This is a genomic window from Streptomyces sp. NPDC057253 (assembly GCF_042669125.1).
Taxonomy (GTDB): Bacteria; Actinomycetota; Actinomycetes; order Streptomycetales; family Streptomycetaceae; genus Streptomyces.
Genome location: NZ_JBHUXV010000015.1, coordinates 102,571 through 124,220 on the forward strand (window position 1 = coordinate 102,571; position 21,650 = coordinate 124,220).

General features: G+C 71.2%; 18 protein-coding genes. 5 read left to right on the forward strand and 13 right to left on the reverse strand.

The annotated features are described in order from the left end of the window. The first annotated feature begins 324 nt into the window (after positions 1–324). From ACFULQ_RS11285 to atzF, 4 genes are all read left to right on the forward strand, one after another. Positions 325–1,149, forward strand: coding sequence for an urea amidolyase associated protein UAAP1 (locus ACFULQ_RS11285; RefSeq protein ID WP_383541337.1), 825 nt, complete (start codon positions 325–327; stop codon positions 1,147–1,149). A gap of 206 nt (positions 1,150–1,355) precedes the next feature. Then, positions 1,356–1,973 carry an urea amidolyase associated protein UAAP2 gene (locus tag ACFULQ_RS11290; protein WP_383541340.1) on the forward strand — a complete coding sequence of 206 codons (618 nt, stop codon included), beginning with the start codon at positions 1,356–1,358 and terminating at the stop codon, positions 1,971–1,973. Further along, complete coding sequence (locus tag ACFULQ_RS11295; RefSeq protein WP_383541343.1) at positions 1,970–5,608, forward strand: 5-oxoprolinase/urea amidolyase family protein; 3,639 nt, start codon at positions 1,970–1,972, stop codon at positions 5,606–5,608. The genes ACFULQ_RS11290 and ACFULQ_RS11295 overlap by 4 nt, the downstream gene beginning before the upstream one ends. Positions 5,609–5,622: 14 nt before the next feature. Beyond that, positions 5,623–7,269, forward strand: a complete 1,647-nt coding sequence (gene atzF / locus ACFULQ_RS11300) for an allophanate hydrolase (protein WP_383541346.1) — start codon at positions 5,623–5,625, stop codon at positions 7,267–7,269. Between the two features lie 97 nt (positions 7,270–7,366). Here atzF and ACFULQ_RS11305 read toward each other — a convergent pair whose 3' ends face one another. The 12 genes from ACFULQ_RS11305 to ACFULQ_RS11360 all read right to left on the reverse strand — a co-directional run bounded on the left by ACFULQ_RS11305 (position 7,367) and on the right by ACFULQ_RS11360 (position 19,677). Next, positions 7,367–10,231, reverse strand: a complete 2,865-nt coding sequence (locus ACFULQ_RS11305) for a DEAD/DEAH box helicase (protein ID WP_383541348.1) — start codon at positions 10,229–10,231, stop codon at positions 7,367–7,369. A gap of 40 nt (positions 10,232–10,271) precedes the next feature. After that, positions 10,272–11,162 (reverse strand): diacylglycerol kinase, encoded by an 891-nt coding sequence (locus ACFULQ_RS11310; protein ID WP_383541350.1) that lies wholly within the window; start codon positions 11,160–11,162, stop codon positions 10,272–10,274. 31 nt (positions 11,163–11,193) lie between these two features. Beyond that, positions 11,194–12,144, reverse strand: a complete 951-nt coding sequence (gene tatC / locus ACFULQ_RS11315; protein ID WP_383541352.1) for a twin-arginine translocase subunit TatC — start codon at positions 12,142–12,144, stop codon at positions 11,194–11,196. Between the two features lie 48 nt (positions 12,145–12,192). Further along, complete coding sequence (gene tatA / locus ACFULQ_RS11320; protein WP_383541355.1) at positions 12,193–12,480, reverse strand: Sec-independent protein translocase subunit TatA; 288 nt, start codon at positions 12,478–12,480, stop codon at positions 12,193–12,195. Between the two features lie 258 nt (positions 12,481–12,738). Further along, positions 12,739–12,933 carry a hypothetical protein gene (locus tag ACFULQ_RS11325; protein ID WP_328745795.1) on the reverse strand — a complete coding sequence of 65 codons (195 nt, stop codon included), beginning with the start codon at positions 12,931–12,933 and terminating at the stop codon, positions 12,739–12,741. A gap of 10 nt (positions 12,934–12,943) precedes the next feature. Next, entirely contained in the window at positions 12,944–13,234 is a 291-nt protein-coding gene (locus ACFULQ_RS11330) for a hypothetical protein (protein ID WP_383541359.1), read from the reverse strand. Continuing rightward, on the reverse strand, positions 13,231–14,295 hold the full coding sequence (locus ACFULQ_RS11335; RefSeq protein WP_383541361.1) for a helix-turn-helix transcriptional regulator: 1,065 nt from the start codon (positions 14,293–14,295) through the stop codon (positions 13,231–13,233). The genes ACFULQ_RS11330 and ACFULQ_RS11335 overlap by 4 nt, the downstream gene beginning before the upstream one ends. An 18-nt stretch (positions 14,296–14,313) precedes the next feature. Beyond that, positions 14,314–15,267 carry a YafY family protein gene (locus ACFULQ_RS11340; RefSeq protein ID WP_020141357.1) on the reverse strand — a complete coding sequence of 318 codons (954 nt, stop codon included), beginning with the start codon at positions 15,265–15,267 and terminating at the stop codon, positions 14,314–14,316. Positions 15,268–15,454: 187 nt separating this feature from the next. Next, a complete protein-coding gene (locus ACFULQ_RS11345; RefSeq protein WP_020141356.1) occupies positions 15,455–15,826 on the reverse strand; it encodes an FKBP-type peptidyl-prolyl cis-trans isomerase in 372 nt (123 codons plus the stop codon). An 88-nt stretch (positions 15,827–15,914) separates the two neighbouring features. After that, positions 15,915–16,919 (reverse strand): FKBP-type peptidyl-prolyl cis-trans isomerase, encoded by a 1,005-nt coding sequence (locus ACFULQ_RS11350; protein WP_383541364.1) that lies wholly within the window; start codon positions 16,917–16,919, stop codon positions 15,915–15,917. A gap of 127 nt (positions 16,920–17,046) precedes the next feature. Further along, complete coding sequence (gene pafA / locus ACFULQ_RS11355; RefSeq protein WP_059196529.1) at positions 17,047–18,408, reverse strand: Pup--protein ligase; 1,362 nt, start codon at positions 18,406–18,408, stop codon at positions 17,047–17,049. A gap of 9 nt (positions 18,409–18,417) precedes the next feature. Continuing rightward, positions 18,418–19,677, reverse strand: coding sequence for an MFS transporter (locus tag ACFULQ_RS11360; RefSeq protein ID WP_383541367.1), 1,260 nt, complete (start codon positions 19,675–19,677; stop codon positions 18,418–18,420). A 129-nt stretch (positions 19,678–19,806) separates the two neighbouring features. Here ACFULQ_RS11360 and ACFULQ_RS11365 point away from each other — a divergent pair, with 129 nt between their 5' ends. Then, positions 19,807–20,823, forward strand: a complete 1,017-nt coding sequence (locus ACFULQ_RS11365) for a LacI family DNA-binding transcriptional regulator (RefSeq protein WP_383541370.1) — start codon at positions 19,807–19,809, stop codon at positions 20,821–20,823. A 58-nt stretch (positions 20,824–20,881) separates the two neighbouring features. Here ACFULQ_RS11365 and prcA read toward each other — a convergent pair whose 3' ends face one another. Continuing rightward, positions 20,882–21,637: a proteasome subunit alpha gene (prcA, locus tag ACFULQ_RS11370; RefSeq protein WP_383541373.1), complete on the reverse strand. Its 756-nt coding sequence runs from the start codon at positions 21,635–21,637 to the stop codon at positions 20,882–20,884. Between the last annotated feature and the right edge of the window lie 13 nt (positions 21,638–21,650).

Genomic DNA, 21,650 nt, shown 5'->3' on the forward strand with positions numbered 1-21,650 from the left:
ACCTGGGGCGACGACGACCTGGGGCAACCACGACCTGGAGCGACCGCGAAGGGAACGACCGCGACGGGAGCGACCGCGAAGGGAGCGACGACGAACGGGATGACCGCGAACGGGCACCGGCAGGGCACCCATCCGCCGAGCCACCCCCGGGGCCGGGCCACCACTCACCCCCCGGCGAGCCCCCAGCGAGCCCCCAGCGAGCCCTCGGCGCTCCCCCCGTGAGCCCCCGGTAACCAACCGGCAACACCCGGGCAACCCTCCCGACCCGCCCCGCCCCTAATTTCTGTCAAGCGACAGAAATCACCCGCAGCCGGAGGTCCCGCCATGGCCACAGAGACCACCTACGGAGCCCGAGACCACGCCCGCGCACAGGACGGCACCCGCGCCGAGGCCATGCCCGTCGTCCCCGCCGGCGCCTGGCCGAACCCTCCCTGCGAGGCGGGCCACCTGGTGTGGGCGGAGACCGTCGCGGGCGGCAACTACACCCACCGCGTCCTGGCTCGCGGCACCGAGCTCCGCCTCACCGACCTCCACGGAGACGCCTGCGCCCACCTCCTCCTCTACGCGGAGGGCCGCCCCTGGGAGCGCCTGAACGTCGCCGACACGGTCAAGGTCCAGTGGAACGCCTACCTGGGCGAGGGCCAGCTGCTCCTGTCCGACCAGGGCCGCGTCCTCGCGAGTGTCGTCGCCGACAGCTCCGGCCGCCACGACGCCCTGTGCGGCACCTCCACCCTGGTCCGCAACACCGCGCGCTACGGCGACGGCACCCCCCAGAGCCCCTCCCCCGCCGGCCGCGAGCTCTTCAAGCTGGCCGCCGCGAAGAACGGCCTCGAACCCCGCGATCTCCCGCCCTCCCTCTCCTTCTTCCAGGGCGTGCGGATCCTCGAGGACGGCAGCCTCGACTTCACCGGCTCGGCGGGCCCCGGCGCCAGCGTCACCCTCCGCGCCGAACAGGACGTGACGGTCCTGATCGCGAACGTCCCGCACCCCGCCGACCCCCGGCCCGCCTACGTCAGCACGTCCCTGGAGGTCCTCGCCTGGCGCGCCGAACCCACCCGCGCCGGCGACCCCCTCTGGGACGCCACCCCCGAAGGCCGCCGCGCCTTCCTGAACACCGCCGAATTCCTGGCCTCCCGGGGACACGCGTGAGGACCGCGGAGCGACCCGCGAGGCCCGAACACCCCGGTCCGGACCCGGTGGACGCCGACGCGGCCCGCGAGAACTCCCACGCGGAAACCGAGGGCACCCACACGAACCCCGCCCGGCCGCGCCCGACACCCGAGAGCACCCGCTCAACCCGCAAGAGCGCCCGCCCCACTCCCGACCGCCCCCGCCCACACCCCAAGGAGACTCCCATGAAGACCGTGGTACCGGCCCGCGCCGCCTGGTCCTCCGTCATCCGCGAGGGCGAGACGCTCACCATCACCGACCTGTACGGCAACCAGGCCGTCGACTTCCTCGTCTACGACGCCCACGACACGGCCGTCCGCTACAGCGCCCCCGACACCATCCAGGCGCAGGGCGGCATCTTCCTCACCACGGGCAGCGTGCTGATGTCCGGCGAGCACACCCCGCTGATGACGGTCACCGCCGACGACGTGGGCCGCCACGACACGGTCGGCGGCGCCTGTTCCAAGGAGTCCAACACCCTGCGCTACGGCCACCACACCTGGTCGCAGCACGCCTGCGTGGACAACTTCCTGGCGGAAGGCGCGAAGTACGGCCTCGGCAAGCGCGACCTCGTCTCCAACATCAACTGGTACATGAACGTCCCGGTCGAGCAGGACGGCACCCTCGGCATCGTCGACGGCATCTCCGCCCCCGGCCTCTCCCTGACCCTGCGCGCCGACCGTGACGTCCTCGTCCTCGTCTCCAACTGCCCCCAGGTCAACAACCCTTGCAACGGCTTCGACCCGACGCCGGTGGAGATGACGATCGAGACCGCGGTGTCCTCGACGGGAGCCGGCGCATGACCTTCGACACCCTCCTCGTCGCCAACCGCGGCGAGATCGCGGTCCGCATCATCCGCACCGCCCGCCAACTGGGCCTGCGCACCGTCGCGGTGTACTCCGACGCCGACCGCGCCGCCCCCCACGTCCGCCTCGCCGACACAGCCGTACGCCTGGGCCCCGCCCCCGCGAAGGAGTCGTACCTCGACGCCGACCTGGTCCTGAAGGCCGCCAAGGACTCGGGCGCGGGCGCGGTCCACCCGGGCTACGGCTTCCTGTCCGAGGACGCCGAGTTCGCGCGCCGGTGCGAGGCCGCGGGGATCGTGTTCGTCGGCCCCACGCCCCAGCAGCTGGAGCTGTTCGGCGCCAAGCACACGGCCAGGGCCGCGGCGGAGGCGGCCGGAGTGCCGCTCGCGCCGGGCACCGGCCTGCTGCCCTCCCTCGAAGACGCCCTGGAAGCGGCCGACACCATCGGCTATCCCGTCATGCTCAAGGCCACCGGCGGGGGCGGCGGCATCGGCATGTCGGCCTGCCGCTCCGCCGCCGAACTGACCGACGCCTGGGACCGGGTGCAGCGCGTCGCGGCCGCCTCCTTCTCCTCCGCCGGCGTCTTCCTGGAACGGCTCGTCGAGCGGGCCCGCCATGTCGAGGTGCAGGTCTTCGGCGACGGCGCCGGCACGGTCGTCACCTTCGGCGACCGCGACTGCTCCCTCCAGCGCCGTAACCAGAAGGTCCTGGAGGAGGCCCCGGCCCCGGACCTGCCCGACCACGTCCGCACCCAACTCGCCGCCAGCGCACGCGACTTGTGCGCCTCGGTCGACTACCGCTCCGCCGGGACCGTCGAGTTCGTCTACGACGCCGCCCGCGAGGAGGCCTACTTCCTGGAGGTCAACACCCGTCTCCAGGTGGAACATCCGGTCACCGAGGAGATCTACGGCGTCGACCTGGTCGCCTGGATGCTCCGCCTGGCCCGCGGCGAGCGGGACGTCGTGCACGAACCCGGCCCCCCGCACGGCCACGCCGTCGAGGCCCGCCTCTACGCCGAGGACCCCTCCCGTGAACACCGGCCCAGCGCGGGCCTGTTGACCCGGGTGGAGTTCCCCACCGGGGTCCGCGTGGACGGCTGGGTGGAGACGGGCACCGAGGTGACGACGTCGTACGACCCGATGCTCGCGAAGGTCATCGCGTACGGCCCCGACCGCGCCCACGCGCTCCAGCGGCTGGACGAGGCGCTGGCCCGCACCCGCGTCGACGGCATCGAGACCAACCTGGGCCTGGTCCGGGCCGCGCTCACGGATCCCGCCTTCCAGGCCGCGGCCCACTCCACGGCGACCCTCGCCCGGGTGACCGACCCGACCCCGCGCATCGAGGTCGTGGCCCCCGGCACCCTCACCACGGTCCAGGACTGGCCGGGCCGCACCGGCTACTGGCAGGTCGGCGTGCCCCCGTGCGGCCCCATGGACGACCGTTCCTTCCGGCTCGGCAACCAGGCGCTGGGCAACCCGGAAGGCGCTCCCGGCCTCGAATGCACCCTCCAGGGCCCGGCGTTGAGGTTCACCCACCCCACGACCGTCTGTGTGACCGGCGCCCCGGCCCCGGTGACCGTGGACGGCACCCCGGTCGCCCAGTGGGAGCCGGTCCGGATACCGGCGGGCGGGACCCTGGAGGTGGGCGCACCCGCCGAGCACGGCCTGCGCACCTACGTCCTCTTCGCCGGCGGCCTCGACATCCCCGCCTTCCTCGGCAGCGCGAGCACCTTCACGCTGGGCCGCTTCGGCGGCCACGGCGGCCGGGCACTGCGCACCGGGGACGTGCTGCACGGCGGTGGGGGCATCCCGTACGACGGCGGAGGCACCACCCCGCACGGCGGCGGGGGCATCCCGTATGACGGCGGAGACACCACCCCGCACAGCCGCCGCCCCGACGCGGCACGCGCCCCCGAGGCAGCGCCCGCCACCCCGACCCGGGACCGCCCCACCTTCACCTCCACCTGGCACATCGCCGCCGTCGAAGGCCCGCACGCCGCCCCGGAGTTCTTCACCGAAGAGGACATCCGCGACTTCTACGCAGCCGACTGGAAGGTCCACTTCAACTCGGCGCGCACCGGCGTCCGCCTGGTCGGCCCCAAGCCCCGCTGGGCCCGCACCGACGGCGGCGAGGCGGGTCTGCACCCGTCCAACATCCACGACACCCCCTACTCGGTCGGAGCCGTCGACTACACCGGTGACATGCCGGTGCTGCTCGGCCCGGACGGGCCCTCGCTGGGCGGTTTCGTCTGCCCGGCGACCGTGATCAGCACCGAGCGCTGGAAACTGGGCCAGCTGCGACCGGGCGACACCGTGCGCTTCATACCGGTGACCACGGACGGCTCGGAGCGCCCGGCCATCGTGGACGGCGGCATCCTCGCCCGCGACGGCGACGTCACCTACCGCCGCAGCGGCGACGACAACCTGCTGGTCGAATTCGGGCCCATGCAGCTCGACCTGGCCCTCCGCATGCGCGTCCACGCCCTGATGGAGGCGCTGGCCGAGCGGGGCCCGGACGGCATCACCGACCTGACCCCCGGCATCCGCTCGCTCCAGATCCAGACGGACCCCACCCGCCTCCCGCAAGATCAACTGCTCACCGTCGTACGGGAGATCACCACCTCGCTCCCCCCGTCCGACGAGCTCGTCGTCCCCTCCCGCACGGTTCACCTCCCCCTCTCCTGGGACGACCCCGCCACCCGCGAGGCGATCGCCCGCTACATGGCCGGCGTCCGCGACGACGCCCCCTGGTGTCCGTGGAACATCGAGTTCATCCGCCGCGTCAACGGCCTGGACTCGGTGCACGACGTCCACCGCACGGTCTTCGACGCGGAGTACCTCGTGCTGGGCCTGGGAGACGTCTACCTGGGCGCCCCCGTGGCCACCCCGCTCGACCCGCGCCACCGCCTGGTGACCACGAAGTACAACCCGGCCCGCACCTGGACGGCCGAGAACTCGGTCGGCATCGGCGGCGCGTATCTGTGCATCTACGGCATGGAAGGGCCCGGCGGCTACCAGTTCGTGGGCCGTACGACCCAGGTGTGGTCGCCCTGGCAGCAGCGCGGCGCGTTCGAGCCGGGCTCGCCCTGGCTGCTGCGCTTCTTCGACCGCATCAAGTGGTACCCGGTGGAGGCGGACGAACTCCTGGAGCTCCGCGCGGACATCACCTCCGGCCGCTTTGTGCCCCGCATCGAGGAGGGCACCTTCTCGCTCGCCGAGTACCAGCGCTTCCTGGCCGAACACGCCGAGTCCATCGAGGAGTTCAGGGCACGCCAGCAGACGGCCTTCGGCGCGGAACGGGACGCGTGGGAGGCGGCGGGCGAGTTCGCCCGGGCCGAGTCGGCGTCCGCACCGGCGCCCATCCCCACCGACATGGTCATCCCTCCCGGCGCCCGTCTGATCGAGGCCGAATTCGCGGCTTCCGTATGGCAGTTGAACGTGGCCCCGGGCGACGAGGTGACGGCCGGCCAGCCGCTCCTCGCTCTGGAGGCGATGAAGATGGAGTCCAGGGTGCACGCGCCGGCCGACGGCGTGGTCACGGAGATCCTGGCAAGGCCCGGCGACCAGGTGGAGGCGGGGACGGCACTGCTCGTCCTGGCCCCGCAGGCCGCTGTCGCGGAGCCCGCACAGTGAAAGAGGAGCACACCATGTCCACCACCGTCACCCGGGTCCGCGCCGCCTACGACCGCGTCGAGGCTGTGGACCGCCCCGAGATCTGGATCGACCTGCGCCCACGGGACGAGGTCGAGCGGGAGGCCCGCGCGATCGACGAACGGCTGGCGCGGGGCGAGCAACTGCCGCTCGCGGGACGTCTGTTCGCTGCCAAGGGCAACATCGACGTGGCCGGACTGCCCACGACCGCGGGCTGTCCGTCGTACGCCTACCACCCCGAGGCCGACGCCCCGGTGGTCGCCGCTCTGCGCGCCGCGGGCGCACTCGTGCTCGGCACCACGAACCTGGACCAGTTCGCGACGGGCCTGGTCGGCACCCGCTCCCCGTACGGCGCGGTCCGCAACGCGTACGACCCGTCCCGCATCAGCGGCGGCTCCAGCTCCGGCTCGGCGGTGGCGGTGGCCCTGGGCATCGTCGACTTCGCGCTCGGTACCGACACGGCGGGCTCGGGCCGGGTCCCGGCCGCCTTCAACGGCATCGTCGGCCTCAAGCCCACCCGCGGTCTGGTCCCCACCACCGGTGTCGTCCCGGCCTGCGCCTCGATCGACTGCGTGACGGTCTTCGCCCGCACCCTCCCGGAGGCCGAGCAGGCCCTGGCCCACATGGCGACAGGCACCGCCCCGTCCCTCCCCGGCCGCCGCCCCGGCCCCTGGCGGATCGCGGTCCCCCCGCGCGAGCAGCTCGGCGAACTGGACGAGGGCTGGACGGAGGCGTACGAGGCCGCGGTGCGCCGACTGACCGCGGCGGGCGCGTCGATCCGCGAACTCGACCTCACGCCCTTCACCGAGGCGGCGGCGATGCTCTACGAGGGAGCGTTCGTCGCCGAGCGCTACACCGCGGTGGGAGCCTTCATCGACAAGGCGACAGCGGCGAACGACGACTCCCTCGACCCCACGGTCGCCGCGATCATCACCCGGGCCCGCGACCTCCCGGCCCACCAGCTCTACGCCGACCTGGACCGACTGGCCGCCCTGCGGAACCGGGCCCTGACGGAACTGTCGGACGCGGACGCCCTGCTCCTGCCCACGACTCCCGGCCACCCCACCCTCGCCGACGTGGCCGCCGACCCCGTGGGCACCAACGCCCGCCTGGGCCGCTTCACCAACTCCACGAACCTCTTCGACCTGGCCGCGGTGGCGGTCCCGACCGGCGAGGTGAACGGCCTCCCCTTCGGAGTGATGCTGATCGGCCCGGCGCACACCGACGAGCGCCTGGCGAGCATCGCGCGTCTGCTCCAGCCCGAGACCCAGCTCGCGGTGGTCGGCGCCCATCTGACGGGCCAGCCCCTGAACCCCCAACTGCTCGCACTGGGCGCCCGCCTGGACCGCACGACGACCACGGCCCCGGTCTACCGCCTGCACGCCCTGCACACGGATCCCCCGAAGCCGGGCCTGGTCCACGTGGGTGAGGACGGCGCTCAGATCGAGACAGAGATCTGGCGCCTCCCGGCAGAGGGCCTGGGCCGCCTCCTGACGACACTCCCCCGCCCGATGGCGCTGGGCAGCGTCCAGCTGTCGGACGGAAGCCGCGTCCCCGGCTTCCTGTGCGAACCGGCCGCACTGGAGAACGCCGAGGACATCACGTCATACGGAGGCTGGCGCAGCTACTTGAATCGCAGCTGACTGCAACTCCCTGGGGGCGCGGGGCTGTGTTGGATGTGCGGCTACCGCCGCGTGGGCGCGACCAGCCACAGCGAACCCGCACCCGCCAACCAATCCGTCACCCCACCGACGAGTAGGCCACAACCCCCCGCAACAACAGATCAACAGCCTTACGCGCATTCTTCGCGACGGACGACGACCCCTCGCCCCCAGAAACCGGCGCCGCCGCAGAGATCTGCCCGAGCACATCAATCACCTGCTTGCACCACCGCACAAAGTCCCCGGCCGGCATCTCCGCCTCCCGGAGAACCTCGTCGAGCCCCTTCCCGGAAGCCCACATGTACGCGGCCCAGGCGAACCCGAGATCCGGCTCCCGCTGCCCGACCCCCTCCGTCTGGTTGATCCGGAAGTCCTCCTCCAGCGCGTCCAGCCGCCCCCAGATCCGCACCATCTCCCCGAGCGCGGCCTTGGCCTTCCCGGACGGCAGCTTGGGCGCCATCGCGTCGTCGCCGACCCGCGCCTCGTACACCAGCGCCGAGACGCACGCGGCGAGTTCGGCGGGGCCGAGCCCTTCCCAGACGCCTTCCCGCAGGCACTCGCTGGCGAGCAGATCGAGCTCGCCGTACAACCGGGCCAGCCGCTTGCCGTGTTCGGTGACCTCGTCGCCGCGCAGGTAGTCCAGCTCGGTCAGCAGCGCCACGATCCGGTCGAAGGTTCGGGCGATGGTGTTGGTGCGCCCCTCGATCCGCCGCTCCAGCTGCGAGGTGTCCCGCAGCAGCCGGTGGTACCGCTCGGCCCAACGGGCGTGGTCCTCGCGGTCGTTGCACCCATGGCAGGGATGTGCGCGGATCGCCGTGCGCAGCCGGGCGATCTCCCGGTCGTCGGCGGCCTGGGACCGCTTCTTGCGGGCCCGCTCGGGCGGGATGTGCCCGGCCTTGGTGCGCAGCGCGGAGGCGAGGTCCCGACGCGACTGCGGTGAGCGGGGGTTGAAGGACTTCGGGATCCGCATCCGCTCCAGCGCCTCGACGGGCACCGGGAAGTCCATCGACGCGAGCCGCTTGACCTGCCGCTCGGCGGTCAGCACCAGCGGCCGCGGGCCGTCATGGTGCTCGAAGCCCCGGTGGCCGTTGGACCGCCCGGCGGGCAGCCCCGGGTCGAGGACGAGTGCGAGACCGGCGTACTTGCCCGTCGGTACATGGATGACATCACCCGGCCTGAGCTTCTCCAGCGCCACGGCCGCCTCGGCCCGCCGCTCGTTCGCTCCCTGCCGGGCCAGCTCGGTCTCCCGGTCCTTCAGCTCCCGCCGCAGTCGCGCGTACTCCTCGAAGTCGCCGAGGTGGCAGGTCATGGAGGCCTTGTAGCCGTCCAGGCCCTCCTCGTTGCGCTGCACCTGCCGCGAGATGCCGACGACCGACTTGTCGGCCTGGAACTGCGCGAAGGACGTCTCCAGGAGCTCACGCGAGCGGTGCCGCCCGAACTGCTCCACGAGGTTGACCGCCATGTTGTACGACGGCTTGAAGCTGGACCGCAGCGGATACGTGCGCGTGCCCGCCAGTCCCGCGAGGTGCTCGGGGCTGCTGCCGCGCTGCCACAGCACCACCGCGTGACCCTCGACGTCGATACCGCGGCGCCCCGCACGGCCCGTCAGCTGGGTGTACTCGCCGGGGGTGATGTCGGCGTGCTGCTCGCCGTTCCACTTGACGAGCTTCTCCAGCACCACGGACCGCGCGGGCATGTTGATGCCCAGGGCGAGCGTCTCGGTCGCGAACACGGCCTTGACCAGGCCGCGCACGAACAGTTCCTCGACGACCTCCTTGAAGGTCGGCAGCATGCCCGCGTGGTGGGCCGCGATACCGCGCTCCAGGCCCTCCAGCCATTCGTAGTACCCGAGGACATGGAGGTCCTCGGTCGGGATCGACGCGGTGCGCTCCTCGACGAGCGCGCGCACCTTGGCCCGCGCCTCGTCGTCGTTCAGCCGCAGCCCCGCGTACAGGCACTGCTGCACGGCCGCCTCGCAGGCGGCGCGGCTGAAGATGAAGGTGATGGCGGGCAGGAGGCCTTCGGCGTCGAGGCGCTCGATGACCTCGGGCCGGCTGGGCGTCCACACCCGGGAGCGCTGCCGGCGCTCCCGCTCCCGGTCGGCCTCGCGCATGGCCCGGCCGCGTCTGCGGTCCTGGTACGAGGGCCGCTGGGCCTCCATCCGGGCCAGCCGGACGAGGTCGGGGTTGACGGCCTTCTTGCTGCCCTCGCCCTCCTCGAACAGGTCGTACATCCGCCGTCCGGCGAGCACGTGCTGGAACAGCGGCACGGGCCGGTGCTCGGAGACGATCACCTGGGTGTCACCACGGACGGTGTCGAGCCAGTCGCCGAACTCCTCGGCGTTGGACACGGTCGCCGACAGCGACACCAGGGTCACCGACTCGGGGAGGTGGATGATCACCTCTTCCCACACGGCGCCCCGGAAGCGGTCGGAGAGGTAGTGCACCTCGTCCATGACCACGTATCCGAGGCCGAGGAGGGTCTGCGAGCCCGCGTACAGCATGTTCCGCAGGACCTCGGTGGTCATCACGACCACGGGGGCGTCGGAGTTGACGCTGTTGTCACCGGTGAGCAGACCGACCTTGTCGGCGCCGTAACGGCGGCTGAGGTCGGCGTACTTCTGGTTGGACAGCGCCTTGATGGGGGTCGTGTAGAAGCACTTCTTGCCCTGCTGGAGGGCGAGGTGGACGGCGAACTCGCCGACGATCGTCTTGCCGGAGCCGGTGGGGGCGGCGACCAGCACGCCCTTCCCCGCTTCGAGAGCCTTGCAGGCCTCGATCTGGAAGGGGTCGAGACCGAAGTCGTACATCTCGCGGAAGCCCGCGAGCGCGGTGGCCTGCTCGGCTGCCCGCAGGCGGGCTGCCGCGTACCGCTCGGCCGGTGAGAGGTCCTCTGTCATCGTGCTTTCGAGCGTACCGGGCCCCACTGACAACAGGACGATCATTATCCGGATCGGATCCCGTGAAACCTGCTCTTCACGCAGTTCAAGGCCCTATGACGGTCACGGCCGCGCGAACGCACCGTGCGGTGAGCGGCAGCGCTCCGAGGGGTTCACCGTCCGCGTACCCGGTCACGCCCGGTGCGGCGATCTCGACCTTCGCCGCCCGCACCACGCTGACCTCGGGATGGTCGACGTGGGTGCCCCGGTACACGCTCGGGAACACCCGCAACAGGGTCGTACGGCTGCAGTCGCCGACCACGGTGACGTCGAACAGCCCGTCGGTGAGGTCGGCACCGGGGCAGATCCGCATGCCGCCGCCGTACGACGAGCCGTTGCCGACGGCCACCAGGGTCGCCTCGGCCTCGCGCACCTCGCCGTCGTCGAGGGTGATCCGGTACGGGAGGGGCCGGAAGGCGGCGAGTTCGGCGAGCAGGGCGAGGTCGTACTTGAGGCGGCCGGTGGGCCATCTCATGCGGTTGCCGCGGTCGTTGACGCGGGAGTCGAAGCCGGAGGCGAGGACGGTGCCGAACCAGTGGTCGCCGACCCGGCCGAGGTCGATGTCGTGCAGGCGGCTGTCCTTGAGGGCCTCGGCGATCAGCCGGCCCGCGGCGGCGGGGTCGCGCACCGGCAGGCCGAGGGCGCGGGCGAAGTCGTTGCCGGTGCCGACCGCGACCAGGCCGAAGGGGGTGCGGGTGCCGGCCACGGCCTGGAGGGCGAGGTTCGCCATGCCGTCGCCGCCGACGGCGATCAGGGCGCCGGTGCCGGCCTGGACGGCGGCACGCGCGCGTGCGAGGGCGTCGGGGGCGTTCTCGCCGAGGACGGTCCGGACCGAGAAGCCGGCCGCCCGCAACGCGGAAGCGGCCGGCTGCGCCGCTCGGGCGCCCCGGCCGCGGCCCGCGGTGGGGTTGACGAAGAGGGTGATCTCGCAGGTCACAGAAGTGACCTTATGAGCTGTGCCCCGGTCGTCAGGTCACGTCGTCATAACCGTTGACCCGGTCCGTGGCCGACTGCTCGGGCAGCGCCCGGCTGGCGGAGACGGTCTCGACCTCGCCGATGTCCTCGGGGGTGAGATCCAGGTCGGACGCCTCGTCGTCGGCCGGGCCCTCGGCCTCGCGGCGGCGCTTGCGGCGGTCGTTGAGCAGGGAGAAGGCGGTCGCACCGAAGTACAGCACCCAGATCGGCGCGGCGAGCGCCAGCATCGTCAGCGGGTCGGTGCTCGGCGTGGCGACGGCCGCGAACACGGTGATGGCCATGATCATGCCGCGCCACCAGCCGAGCATGCGCTTGCCGGTGATCAGCCCGGTGAGGTTGAGGAAGACCAGCAGCAGCGGCAGCTCGAAGGAGAGGCCGAAGACCAGCACCATGCGCAGGACGAGGTCGAGCAGGTCGTCCAGGGGCAGCAGGTTGGAGGTGCCGCCCGGGGTGAAGCCGATCAGCACCTCGGCCGTGGTCGGCAGGACCGAGTAGGCGAAGTAGGCGCCGATGAGGAAGAGGGGGGCGCCGGTGCCGACGAACGCGTAGGCGTACTTCTTCTCGTGCCGGTGCAGGCCGGGGGCGACGAAGGCCCACAGCTGGTAGAGCCAGACCGGGGATGCGGCGACGACACCGGCCATCAGGGACACCTTCAGCGCGAGCGTGAAGGGTGTGAGAAGGCCGTTGATGGTGATCTCGGCGCACGGCTTGGTCGACTTCGTCGACCGGGCCAGTTCCGCGAAGGACTTGTCACAGCCGACCGAGTCGAGGATCGGCCTGGTGATCAAGTTGATGATGTCGTTGTAGAAGAAGGCGGCGATCACCGTGACGACGATGATGGCCAGCATCGCTTTCGCGAGCCGGTTGCGGAGCTCGCGAAGGTGATCCGCGAGTGGCATCCGCCCCTCGGGATCCTTCTCCTCTTTGCGGGCAGACTTGAGCAACCCACGTTCCCATCTCGTGCAGGCGGGCCGGAGGTCACCGGCCCCGCGTCAGCGCTTGGTCGTGTCCGTCGGCTCGCTGACCGGGCGCGAGCTGGTCACGTCGCCGGGGGAAGCCTGGATGGTGCGCTGAGAGGCCTGCTCGTCGGTGGTGGGCGGGCCGGCCGGGGTGGTCGTGCTGCCGCTGCCCTCGTCCTTCATCGCCTTGGCCTCGCTCTTGAGGATGCGGGCGGACTTGCCCAGCGAGCGCGCCATGTCGGGAAGCTTCTTCGCGCCGAACAGCAGGATGATGACGACGAGGATGAGAATGATCTCGGGGGCGCCGAGCCTTCCGAACATAAGTCTTTACCTTCTCACCGAGGCGGCTTGTGGGGTGCTGTCCGACCGGTCGGACATGTGTCCGATCAGCCGTGCTGACAGCGATCGTAACGCTGAGGGGTGAACGCCTGGCAATCCCTGTGCGTACTCCCGGTTCGCGGCCGAGCCTCGTTATCCGGACCGCGACCAGCAGCGTACCTGCCGACCCTGCCACGGTGACAGGGCGAAGTGGCCCAAAACGCTTCCGGCGCCCGACTCACACCTGACTCTCAGCCGCACTCACAGCGAGTCCGCGGAACGGGCCGTGCTCACCGCCGCCCGCTCCAGGTCCTCCGCGGCCCGGTTGATGCGCCGCGCGGAGTCCGTGACCTGGCGTCCGAGGCGCTGTGCCTCCAGGAAGACCCGCACGGCGAGCACGCCCAGGACGGCGAGACCCACGAAACCCACAGCTACCGCGAACATCGGCCAGAACATGGCACCGAGCCTAGAGGGTGGAGTGCAGCCGCAGCGTCCGCACCCCGCCACCGGTCAGCAGCTCCACGATCCGCTCGCCGGCGGGCTTGCGGACGGCGGCTCCGCACTCGGGGCAGGTGAAGGAGTAGAAGGTGGTGCGGCTGCTCGCGCCGATGGCGAGGCGCAGGGCGCTCGCGGCCAGCTCGAACCGCTCCCGGCAGTCCGGGCAGCCGGCCTTGAAGGTCACCGGAGCCACGCTTCTCATCCCCGCGAAGGCGGCAGCCACCGTCATCCCCGCACCGGACGTCGCCGACTCGCTCAAAGCCCCTGCTCCCGCCTGTCGTCCTGACCGTCGCCCCGCCCCTGGGGCCCCGCGCCCGTCCCGTGGGCGCCGTGCGCCTCGACCCCGTCGTAGGCCGCCAGCGCCTCGCGGGCCGCCTCACGGGCGCTGTCGGCGAGGTCGCGCGGCGAGACGATACGGCCGTCACGGCCGAGCCGGAGCGCCAGGCGCCGAAGCGACGCCGGGTCGGGGGTGCGGAGGGTAATACGCAGCCCGCCGTCGGAAAGCTCATCCGCACTGTCGTGCGGGTAGTACTCGGCGACCCAGCGGCCGCCCGGACCGACCTCGACGACCACCTCGGGATCCTCGGCGGCGGGCTGCACGAGCCCTTCGGAGAGGTCCCTGAGCTCGATCTCCGGGGGCGCGGAGGGCTCGTCGAGGATCTTGATCTCGGCGACCCGGTCGAGCCGGAAGGTGCGCCGCGCCTCGGAGCGACGGCACCAGGCCTCGACATAGGTGTGGCCGACGCTGACCAGCCGGATCGGGTCGATCTCGCGTTCGGTGAGCTCGTCGCGGGCCGGGGAGTAGTAGCGGATCCACAGCCGGCGGCGCTCGGAGATGGCCCGGTCGACGTCCGCGAAGACCCCGCCCTCGGACTCGAAGGTCACCGACAGCCGCGCGCTGGCCCCGGCGGTCTCACCGGCCGCGGTCTCGACCTTGGCGGTGGCCCGCAGCAGCGCCTGCCGGTCGCTCTCCCTGAGGCCCGGCAGCGTGGAGACCGCGCGGGCGGCCACCAGGAGCGCGGTCGCCTCGTCGGCGGCGAGCCGGAGCGGCTCGGCCGTCTCCTCGCCGAGGGCGGCCGGGTTGTGCCACCAGATCCGCTCGCCGTCGGTGTCGATGTCGAGCAGGTCGCCGCCGCGGAAGCTGGTGCCGCACATGGGCAGCACGTCGAGGTCGGAGACCAGCTCGTCCTCGGTGATCCCGAAGGCCCGGGCGACGTCCTCGACCCGCGCCCCGGGACGCTCCTTCAGATAGGTCACCAGGGAGAGCATCCGCCGGGTCTGGTCGATGGCGTTCGTCGGCCTGACCGGTTTGCCTGCCATGATCTCTTCCGCTCCCCCTCAGCCCTTGGCCACGGCACGCAGCCGGTCCACCACGTCGGCCCGCAGCTCGGCGGGCTCCAGGACCACCACGTCGGGACCGAACTCCACCAGCCAGGCGTCCAGGCCGTGGCCGTACGGAATCTCCAACTCGTCCCAGCCGTCGCCGAGTTCCCGCACCGCGGTGGCCTTCGCCCGCAAGGGGTACCCGGCGCCGGTGCGCAGCCGGATCAGCGCGCTGCGGTCGGCGGTCTCCCCCGCCCACCCCGCCACGGTCTCGCGGACGGTGACGACATCGGGGACCGGGGCGGTGAAGCGCGTCCCGCGCGAGCGCACCTTGCCGGTGATCCGGGAGAGCCGGAACACCCGCTCGGCGCCCCGGTCGCGGTCGAACCCGGCCAGGTACCAGTGGCCTCGCCAGCACTCCAGCGCCCACGGCTCGACATGGCGGGGCTCGGGGTGGGCGGCGGTGGCCTTGCGGTAGTCGAAGACGACCGGGCGGCGGTCGCGGCAGGCGAGCATCAGCGGCTCGAAGGAGGCCTCGTGCACCGGGATGCGCGGCTCCAGGGCGCCGTGCGCCTCGTAGGGGTCCACGTCCTCGGGCAGCCCCGCCGCGCGCAGCTTCTGCAACGCGCCGCTGGCCGCCCCGGCGAGCCGGGCCTGCTGCCACACCTTGGCGGCAAGACCCAGGGCCGCGGCCTCCTCGGCGTCGAGGGTGATGGGCGGCAGCCGGTTGCTGTCCCGCCGGGCGAGATAGCCGACTTCGCCGTCGAGGTTCTCAACGGTCTCGATGACGAGCCCGAGTTCGCGCAGATCGTCCTTGTCGCGCTCGAACATCCGGTTGAAGGAGTCGTCGGAATTCGCTTCCAGGTAGGCCTCGATGGACTCCCGAAGCTCGCGCTTGCTGAGCGGCCGTCGCGTCCCGAGCAGACACAGCGCCAGGTTCATCAGCCGCTCGGCCTTGGCAATGGCCATCGACGCCCTTCGCCTCCCTATGGTGCTTACGGACGATGACCGTACCGCCCCGAAGGAGCAAGGCAAAAGCCGAGGGCCCATGCACGGACAGGCATGGACCCTGGTCGATCGCATCCGGTCGGATGTCGTACGACGATCCGACCGCGACGCGATCTTTTACGACTCTTCTGATGCCGCGGTACGACGATCAGACGGCGATGAGGTCGACCACGAAGATCAGGGTCTCACCGGGCTTGATCGCCGGGGTCGGGCTCTGGTTGCCGTAGGCGAGGTGGGCCGGAATGGTCAGCTGGCGACGGCCACCGACCTTCATGCCCTGCACACCCTGGTCCCAGCCCTTGATGACCCGGCCGCCGCCCAGCGGGAAACGGAAGGGCTGACCGCGGTTCCAGCTGGCGTCGAACTCCTCGCCGGTGCTGAAGGAGACGCCCACGTAGTGGACGGTGACGGTCTGGCCGGCCTGCGCAACCTCGCCGTCGCCCTCCCAGATGTCCTTGATCTCCAGGTCCGCCGGGGGCGCGCCCTCAGGGAAGTCGATCTCGGGCTTGTCGATGCTCACGTCACTCGCTCCTGCTTGTTCACGGAAAGGCAACAGAGACCAGTCTTACATCCCCGCCGCAAGGACCTGCGCGCATGTCCCCCGTGCGTCACATCTTCGCCAGGATGTCCACGGTGAAGACCAGCGTGGAGTCCTTCTCGATACCGCTGCCGGCCGGCGGATTGTCGCCGTAGCCCAGCTTCGGCGGGATCGAGATCAGCACCCGGCTGCCGACCTTCTTGCCGGTCAGGCCCTGCGCCCAGCCCTTGACGACCTGCTGGAGCGAGAACGACGCCAGCTGCCCCCTGCTGTACGTCGAGTCGAACTCCTTGCCGGAGTCCCACACCACGCCCTTGTACTGCACGAGCAGGGTGCTGTCGGCCGCGACCTCGTCGCCGTCGCCCTCGATGACGTACTCCGACACCAGCTTGGTGGGCGCGTCCTTCTTGGGCACCTCGATGGAGGGGGCCTTGCCGTCGGTGTTGGTGCCGACCTTGGGCAGGGCGGCGTCGTCCTGCGGGACGATCTTGCCCTTGGCCGAGCTCTTGCCGTTGAACGCGTTCTGGATGTCGACCACGAACACCAGCGTGTCGGTGCCCTTGATGCCCGCCTGCGCGTTGCCCTCCTTGCCGTACGCCCAGGTGGGCGGCACCGAGAACTCGACGCGGCTGCCGGCCTTCTTGCCCGGCAGCGCGTACCGCCAGCCGTCGATGATGCTGTTCTGCGCGAGCTGGATGACCAGGGGCGTCTTGCGGTCGTAGGAGTTGTCGAAGATCTTCGCGGTGGAGTAGATCTGGCCGAGGTAGTGCGCCTGGATGTAGTCGCCCTCGGCGACCGTGGTGCCGTTGCCCGTGATCAGCGTCCTGACCGCGAGCTGGTCGGAGGGCTCCCCGCTGCCCTTCGCCACGGTCGGCTTCTCACCGAACTTGGCGCCCGCGGTGATCGCCGGCAGCGGACCGTCCACGATCTTCGGCGGCGGCGCCGACGAGGCCGAGGACGACGCCGAGGGTGACGTGCTCTCGCTCGCCTTGCTCGAGTCGGACTTGTCGTCACCGCATGCGGCGAGTGTGGCCAGTCCTGCGGGAACGGCAATGATGAGTGAGCGTCGGCGCACGGTGGGGGCCTCGTAATCGGTCGATCTTGTTGATGGCGTGCGCGCAACTCTACGGCGTGCGAAGGGCGCCGTACGGGAAACGTACGGCGCCCGTGTTGCGTTCCGACGGTGATTCGGAACGCTCTGCTCACATTCCGGCGATCAGTTTCTCCACCCGGTCGTCGACCGACCGGAACGGGTCCTTGCACAACACCGTGCGCTGCGCCTGGTCGTTGAGCTTCAGGTGCACCCAGTCGACGGTGAAGTCCCGGCGCTGTTCCTGAGCCCTGCGGATGAAGTCACCGCGCAGCCGGGCCCGAGTGGTCTGCGGGGGAACGGACTTGCCCTCGAAGATCTTCAAGTCGTTGCAGATACGGGCGGCTTGGCCCTTCCTCTCCAGAAGGTAGTAGAGACCACGACGGCGGTGAATGTCGTGATACGCGAGGTCTATCTGCGCGACCCGCGGATGGGACATGGTCATGTTGTGCTTGGCCCGGTACCGCTCGATGAGCTTGTACTTCATGACCCAGTCGATCTCGGTGCCGATCCGGTCGAGGTCCTCGGCCTCGATCGCGTCCAGCGTGCGGCCCCACAGCTCCAGGACCTGCTCGACGGTGCCGGTGCGGATGCCCCGGCGCTCGCAGAAGTCCACGGCCTTCTCGTAGTACTCGCGCTGCACCTCCAGCGCGGAGGCCTCCCGGCCGCTGGCCAGACGCACCTTGCGCCGGCCGGTGATGTCGTGGCTGACCTCGCGGATCGCCCGGATCGGGTTCTCCAGGGTCAGGTCGCGCATCACGGTGCCCGCCTCGATCATGCGCAGCACCAGGTCGGTCGCGCCGACCTTGAGCAGCATGGTCGTCTCGGACATGTTCGAGTCGCCCACGATGACGTGCAGACGCCGGTAGCGCTCGGCGTCCGCGTGCGGTTCGTCGCGGGTGTTGATGATCGGCCTCGACCGGGTCGTCGCCGAGGAGACGCCCTCCCAGATGTGCTCGGCCCGCTGACTGACGCAGTACACCGCGCCCCGCGGGGTCTGCAGCACCTTGCCGGCGCCACACAGAAGCTGCCGGGTGACCAGGAACGGAATGAGAATGTCCGCCAGCCGGGAGAACTCCCCATGGCGTGCGACGAGGTAGTTCTCGTGGCAGCCGTAGGAGTTTCCGGCCGAGTCGGTGTTGTTCTTGAAGAGGTAGACGTCGCCCGCGATTCCTTCCTCGTGCAGGCGTCGTTCGGCGTCCACCAGGAGTCCTTCGAGAATGCGCTCGCCGGCCTTGTCGTGGGTGACCAGCTCGGTCACGTTGTCACATTCGGGTGTCGCGTATTCCGGATGTGAGCCCACGTCGAGATAGAGGCGTGCGCCGTTTCGCAGAAAGACATTGCTGCTGCGGCCCCATGACACGACACGGCGGAAGAGGTACCGCGCCACCTCGTCGGGAGACAGGCGCCGCTGTCCCCTGAACGTACACGTGACGCCGTACTCGTTCTCCAGCCCGAAAATGCGGCGGTCCATGAGTGAACATTACGCCCGATCCCCCGAGCTGAAACGGGGTTCGGCAGCACGGTTTGGATCATTTTCCGATGACGAGGCAACTACCGCCCGCACCACGGGAGCTGTGAGGACGCGCCCCGTGACCAGCAGAACCAGCAGCGACACACCCCCCGCGACCCCCGGCACCGCGAAGCCCCACAGGGCCCCGCCCCGCTCGACGACCGGGCCCGCGAGGCCCGTTCCGACCGAGGCGCCCACGGTGAACGTCGTCACGAGCCAGGAGAACGCCTCGGTGACCGTCCCGGTCGGCGCGTGCCGGTCCACCAGGACGAACGCGCACGCGATGACGGGCGCCAGGAACACCCCGGCGAGCACCGCCAGCAGCGTCATGGCGAACGCGCCCGGCATCAGCATCAGCGGCAGGTAACACACCGCCAGAAAGCCCACCAGCACCCGCAGTCGCCGCGCGGGCTCACCGGCCCACTGCCGCGCCCCGTACGCCGTACCGCCCACCAGGGCCCCCAGCCCGATACCGGCCATCAGCCAGCCGTACACCGCGTCCCCGCCGTGGTCGTCGGCGTACGACACGGAAGCGACCGTGATGGACCCGAGCGCGATCCCCACGAACAGGAACGACCCCAGCATCGCCAGCAGCCCGCGCGAGCGCAGCGCGCCCAGCCAGTGCGCCTCACGGGGCGCGGACCGCCACGCGCGCGCGGGCGGCGCCGCGACGACGGAGAGCGCGCCGAGCACCCCCACGGCGTTCAGCACCAGCAGCGCCGCCCGTTCCGACCACAGCGACACACACAGCGTCACCAGCAACGGGCCCACGGTGAACATCACTTCCTGCGCCACGGCGTCCATCGCGTACGCCCGGTGCACCTGGTCCTCCCGGCGCAGCACCGAGGGCCACAGCGCCCGCAGACCGCCCTCCAGGGGCGGCGTGAACAGCCCGGCGGCCGCCACGCACGCGTAGGCGAGCGGGAGCGGGTCGGTGCCGCAGAACGCGAAGCCCGCCATGGCGAGCGCCGACAGGACCGCGGCCGGCAGCTGGACGCGCGGCTGCCCGTGCAGATCCACGAGCCGGCCCAGCACCGGCTGACCGACGGCGTTGGCGACGCCGTACACCGCCGCGAGACCACCCGCCCCGCTGTAGGTGCCGCCCTCGGACCGCACGAACAGCACCATGGCGATCGCCGCGGTCGCGTTGGGCAACCGCCCCACCAACGTGCCCGTCAGCAGGCGAGCCGCGTGCCTCGCCCTGAGGATCTCCAGGTACCCCGCGGCCATCCCCGCCTCCAAGTAATACGTATAACTTCGACTCCCATACGTACCATGTGCGCTGTTCGGACGTCCAGACGACCGGCGTGAGCCAAGGCCGGTACACCGGTCTCACGCCAGCAGAGGAGCAGGCCCACGGTGGCACGCAGCAACACGCGCCCGACCAGCCGTGACGTCGCCCAGGCGGCCGGCGTCTCCCAGGCCGCCGTCTCGCTCGTCCTGGGCGACAAATGGCGCGGCCGCGTCTCCGAGACCACCGCCGAACGCGTCCGGGAAGCCGCCCGCGACCTCGGCTACCGCCCCAACCTCGCCGCCCGCAACCTCCGCCTCGGCCACACCCGCACCGTCCTCCTGGTCGTCCCCGCCCTCACCACCGAGTTCTTCGCCGGCGTCTACACCGGCGCCGCCCGCGTCGCCGCCGACCACGGCTTCGGCGTCGTCCTGTACCCCTCCCCCGAGGGCATCGGCCCCGCCCGCGACCCCTTCGCCTCCGCCCAGGCCGCCCTCGACGGCGTCATCGCCTCCTCCATGGCCGCCGACGCCCTCACCGCCATCCGCGGCGACCAGCTCCCCCTCGTCATGCTCGACAGCGACCCCTCGGGCAGCCTCGGCGCCGCCACCGTCAACCTCGACATCACCGACGGCATCCGCCAGGTCGCCGGCCACCTCCTGGACCTCGGCCACCGCCGCTTCCTGCACCTCGCCGCCGACATCCCCTCCTGGACCTTCGACATCCGCGCGCAGGAACTCGCCACCCGGCTCGCCGCGGTCCCCGGCACCTCCCTGCGCACCGCCCACGCACCCATCTCGATCGAGGGCGCCCGCACCGCCGCCGAGGCCGCCCTCACCACCCCCGGCCCCCGCCCCACCGCCCTGGTCTGCGACGACGACAAACTCGCCGCCGGCGCCTACAAGGCCGTACGACGACTCGGGCTGCGCGTCCCCCACGACATCTCCGTCACCGGCCTCGACGACCTCGCCCTCGCCACCGCCATCGACCCCGAGCTCACGACCGTACGACTGGACGCCGAACTCTTCGGCGAACACGGCATGCGGGCCCTCCTGGCCGTCCTGGAGGGCCGCACACCCGACGCGGGAGACATCCCCGTCGAGTTGGTCGTACGAGGCTCCACGGCCCCGCCCAGCGCTCCCTGAACGCCCTGTGCCCCGGCCGAGTGATCGGCCGGGGCACAGAAGGGGTGGGCGTGCGGAACTACTCGTCCTCGGAACCCTCCGGCTCCTCAGCGCTCTCCGCCTCCGTCGTCGCACCCTCGGCCTCCAGCAGCCGGGACAGCTGACGACCCACGATGCGCTTGAACTTCCGCTGCTGCGGACGCGTACGGTCCAGCACCGCCACCTCGAGCCGCTCCGCGGGAATCTCCCGCTCACTGCCATTGGTGTCACGCGACAGCGCCTGCACCGCCAGCTTCAGCGCCTCCGCCAGACTCACGCCGTCCTGGTGCCGCTGATCCAGGTAGCTGCTGATCTGCTCGGCATTGCCGCCCACCGCGACCGAGCCGTGCTCGTCCACGATCGAACCGTCATGCGGCAGCCGGTAGATCTGATCACCGTCCGGCGTCTCACCGACCTCCGCCACCACCAGCTCCACCTCGTACGGCTTCTCACCGGCCGAGGAGAAGATCGTGCCCAGCGTCTGCGCGTAGACGTTGGCCAGACCACGCGCGGTCACGTCATCACGGTCATAGGTGTACCCACGAAGATCGGCGTACCGCACGCCACCGATCCGCAGGTTCTCGTACTCGTTGTACTTGCCGGCGGCCGCGAAACCGATCCGGTCGTAGATCTCGCTGAACTTGTGCAGCGCACGGGACGGATTCTCACCGACGAACACGATGCCGTCGGCATACTGCAGCACCACCAGGCTGCGACCACGGGCGATGCCCTTGCGGGCGTACTCGGCCCGGTCGGCCATCGCCTGCTGAGGGGAAACATAGAACGGCGTCGACACCGGTTATCCGTCC

What these genes read in the sequence shown, in the direction of transcription:
- ACFULQ_RS11285 (WP_383541337.1), top strand. Translation starts at nt 325, where the DNA reads ATGGCCACAGAGACCACCTACGGAGCCCGAGACCACGCCCGCGCACAG.
- ACFULQ_RS11290 (WP_383541340.1), top strand. Translation starts at nt 1,356, where the DNA reads ATGAAGACCGTGGTACCGGCCCGCGCCGCCTGGTCCTCCGTCATCCGC.
- ACFULQ_RS11295 (WP_383541343.1), top strand. Translation starts at nt 1,970, where the DNA reads ATGACCTTCGACACCCTCCTCGTCGCCAACCGCGGCGAGATCGCGGTC.
- atzF (WP_383541346.1), top strand. Translation starts at nt 5,623, where the DNA reads ATGTCCACCACCGTCACCCGGGTCCGCGCCGCCTACGACCGCGTCGAG.
- ACFULQ_RS11305 (WP_383541348.1), bottom strand. Translation starts at nt 10,231, where the DNA reads ATGATCGTCCTGTTGTCAGTGGGGCCCGGTACGCTCGAAAGCACGATG.
- tatA (WP_383541355.1), bottom strand. Translation starts at nt 12,480, where the DNA reads ATGTTCGGAAGGCTCGGCGCCCCCGAGATCATTCTCATCCTCGTCGTC.
- ACFULQ_RS11325 (WP_328745795.1), bottom strand. Translation starts at nt 12,933, where the DNA reads ATGTTCTGGCCGATGTTCGCGGTAGCTGTGGGTTTCGTGGGTCTCGCC.
- ACFULQ_RS11335 (WP_383541361.1), bottom strand. Translation starts at nt 14,295, where the DNA reads ATGGCAGGCAAACCGGTCAGGCCGACGAACGCCATCGACCAGACCCGG.
- ACFULQ_RS11340 (WP_020141357.1), bottom strand. Translation starts at nt 15,267, where the DNA reads ATGGCCATTGCCAAGGCCGAGCGGCTGATGAACCTGGCGCTGTGTCTG.
- pafA (WP_059196529.1), bottom strand. Translation starts at nt 18,408, where the DNA reads ATGGACCGCCGCATTTTCGGGCTGGAGAACGAGTACGGCGTCACGTGT.
- ACFULQ_RS11360 (WP_383541367.1), bottom strand. Translation starts at nt 19,677, where the DNA reads ATGGCCGCGGGGTACCTGGAGATCCTCAGGGCGAGGCACGCGGCTCGC.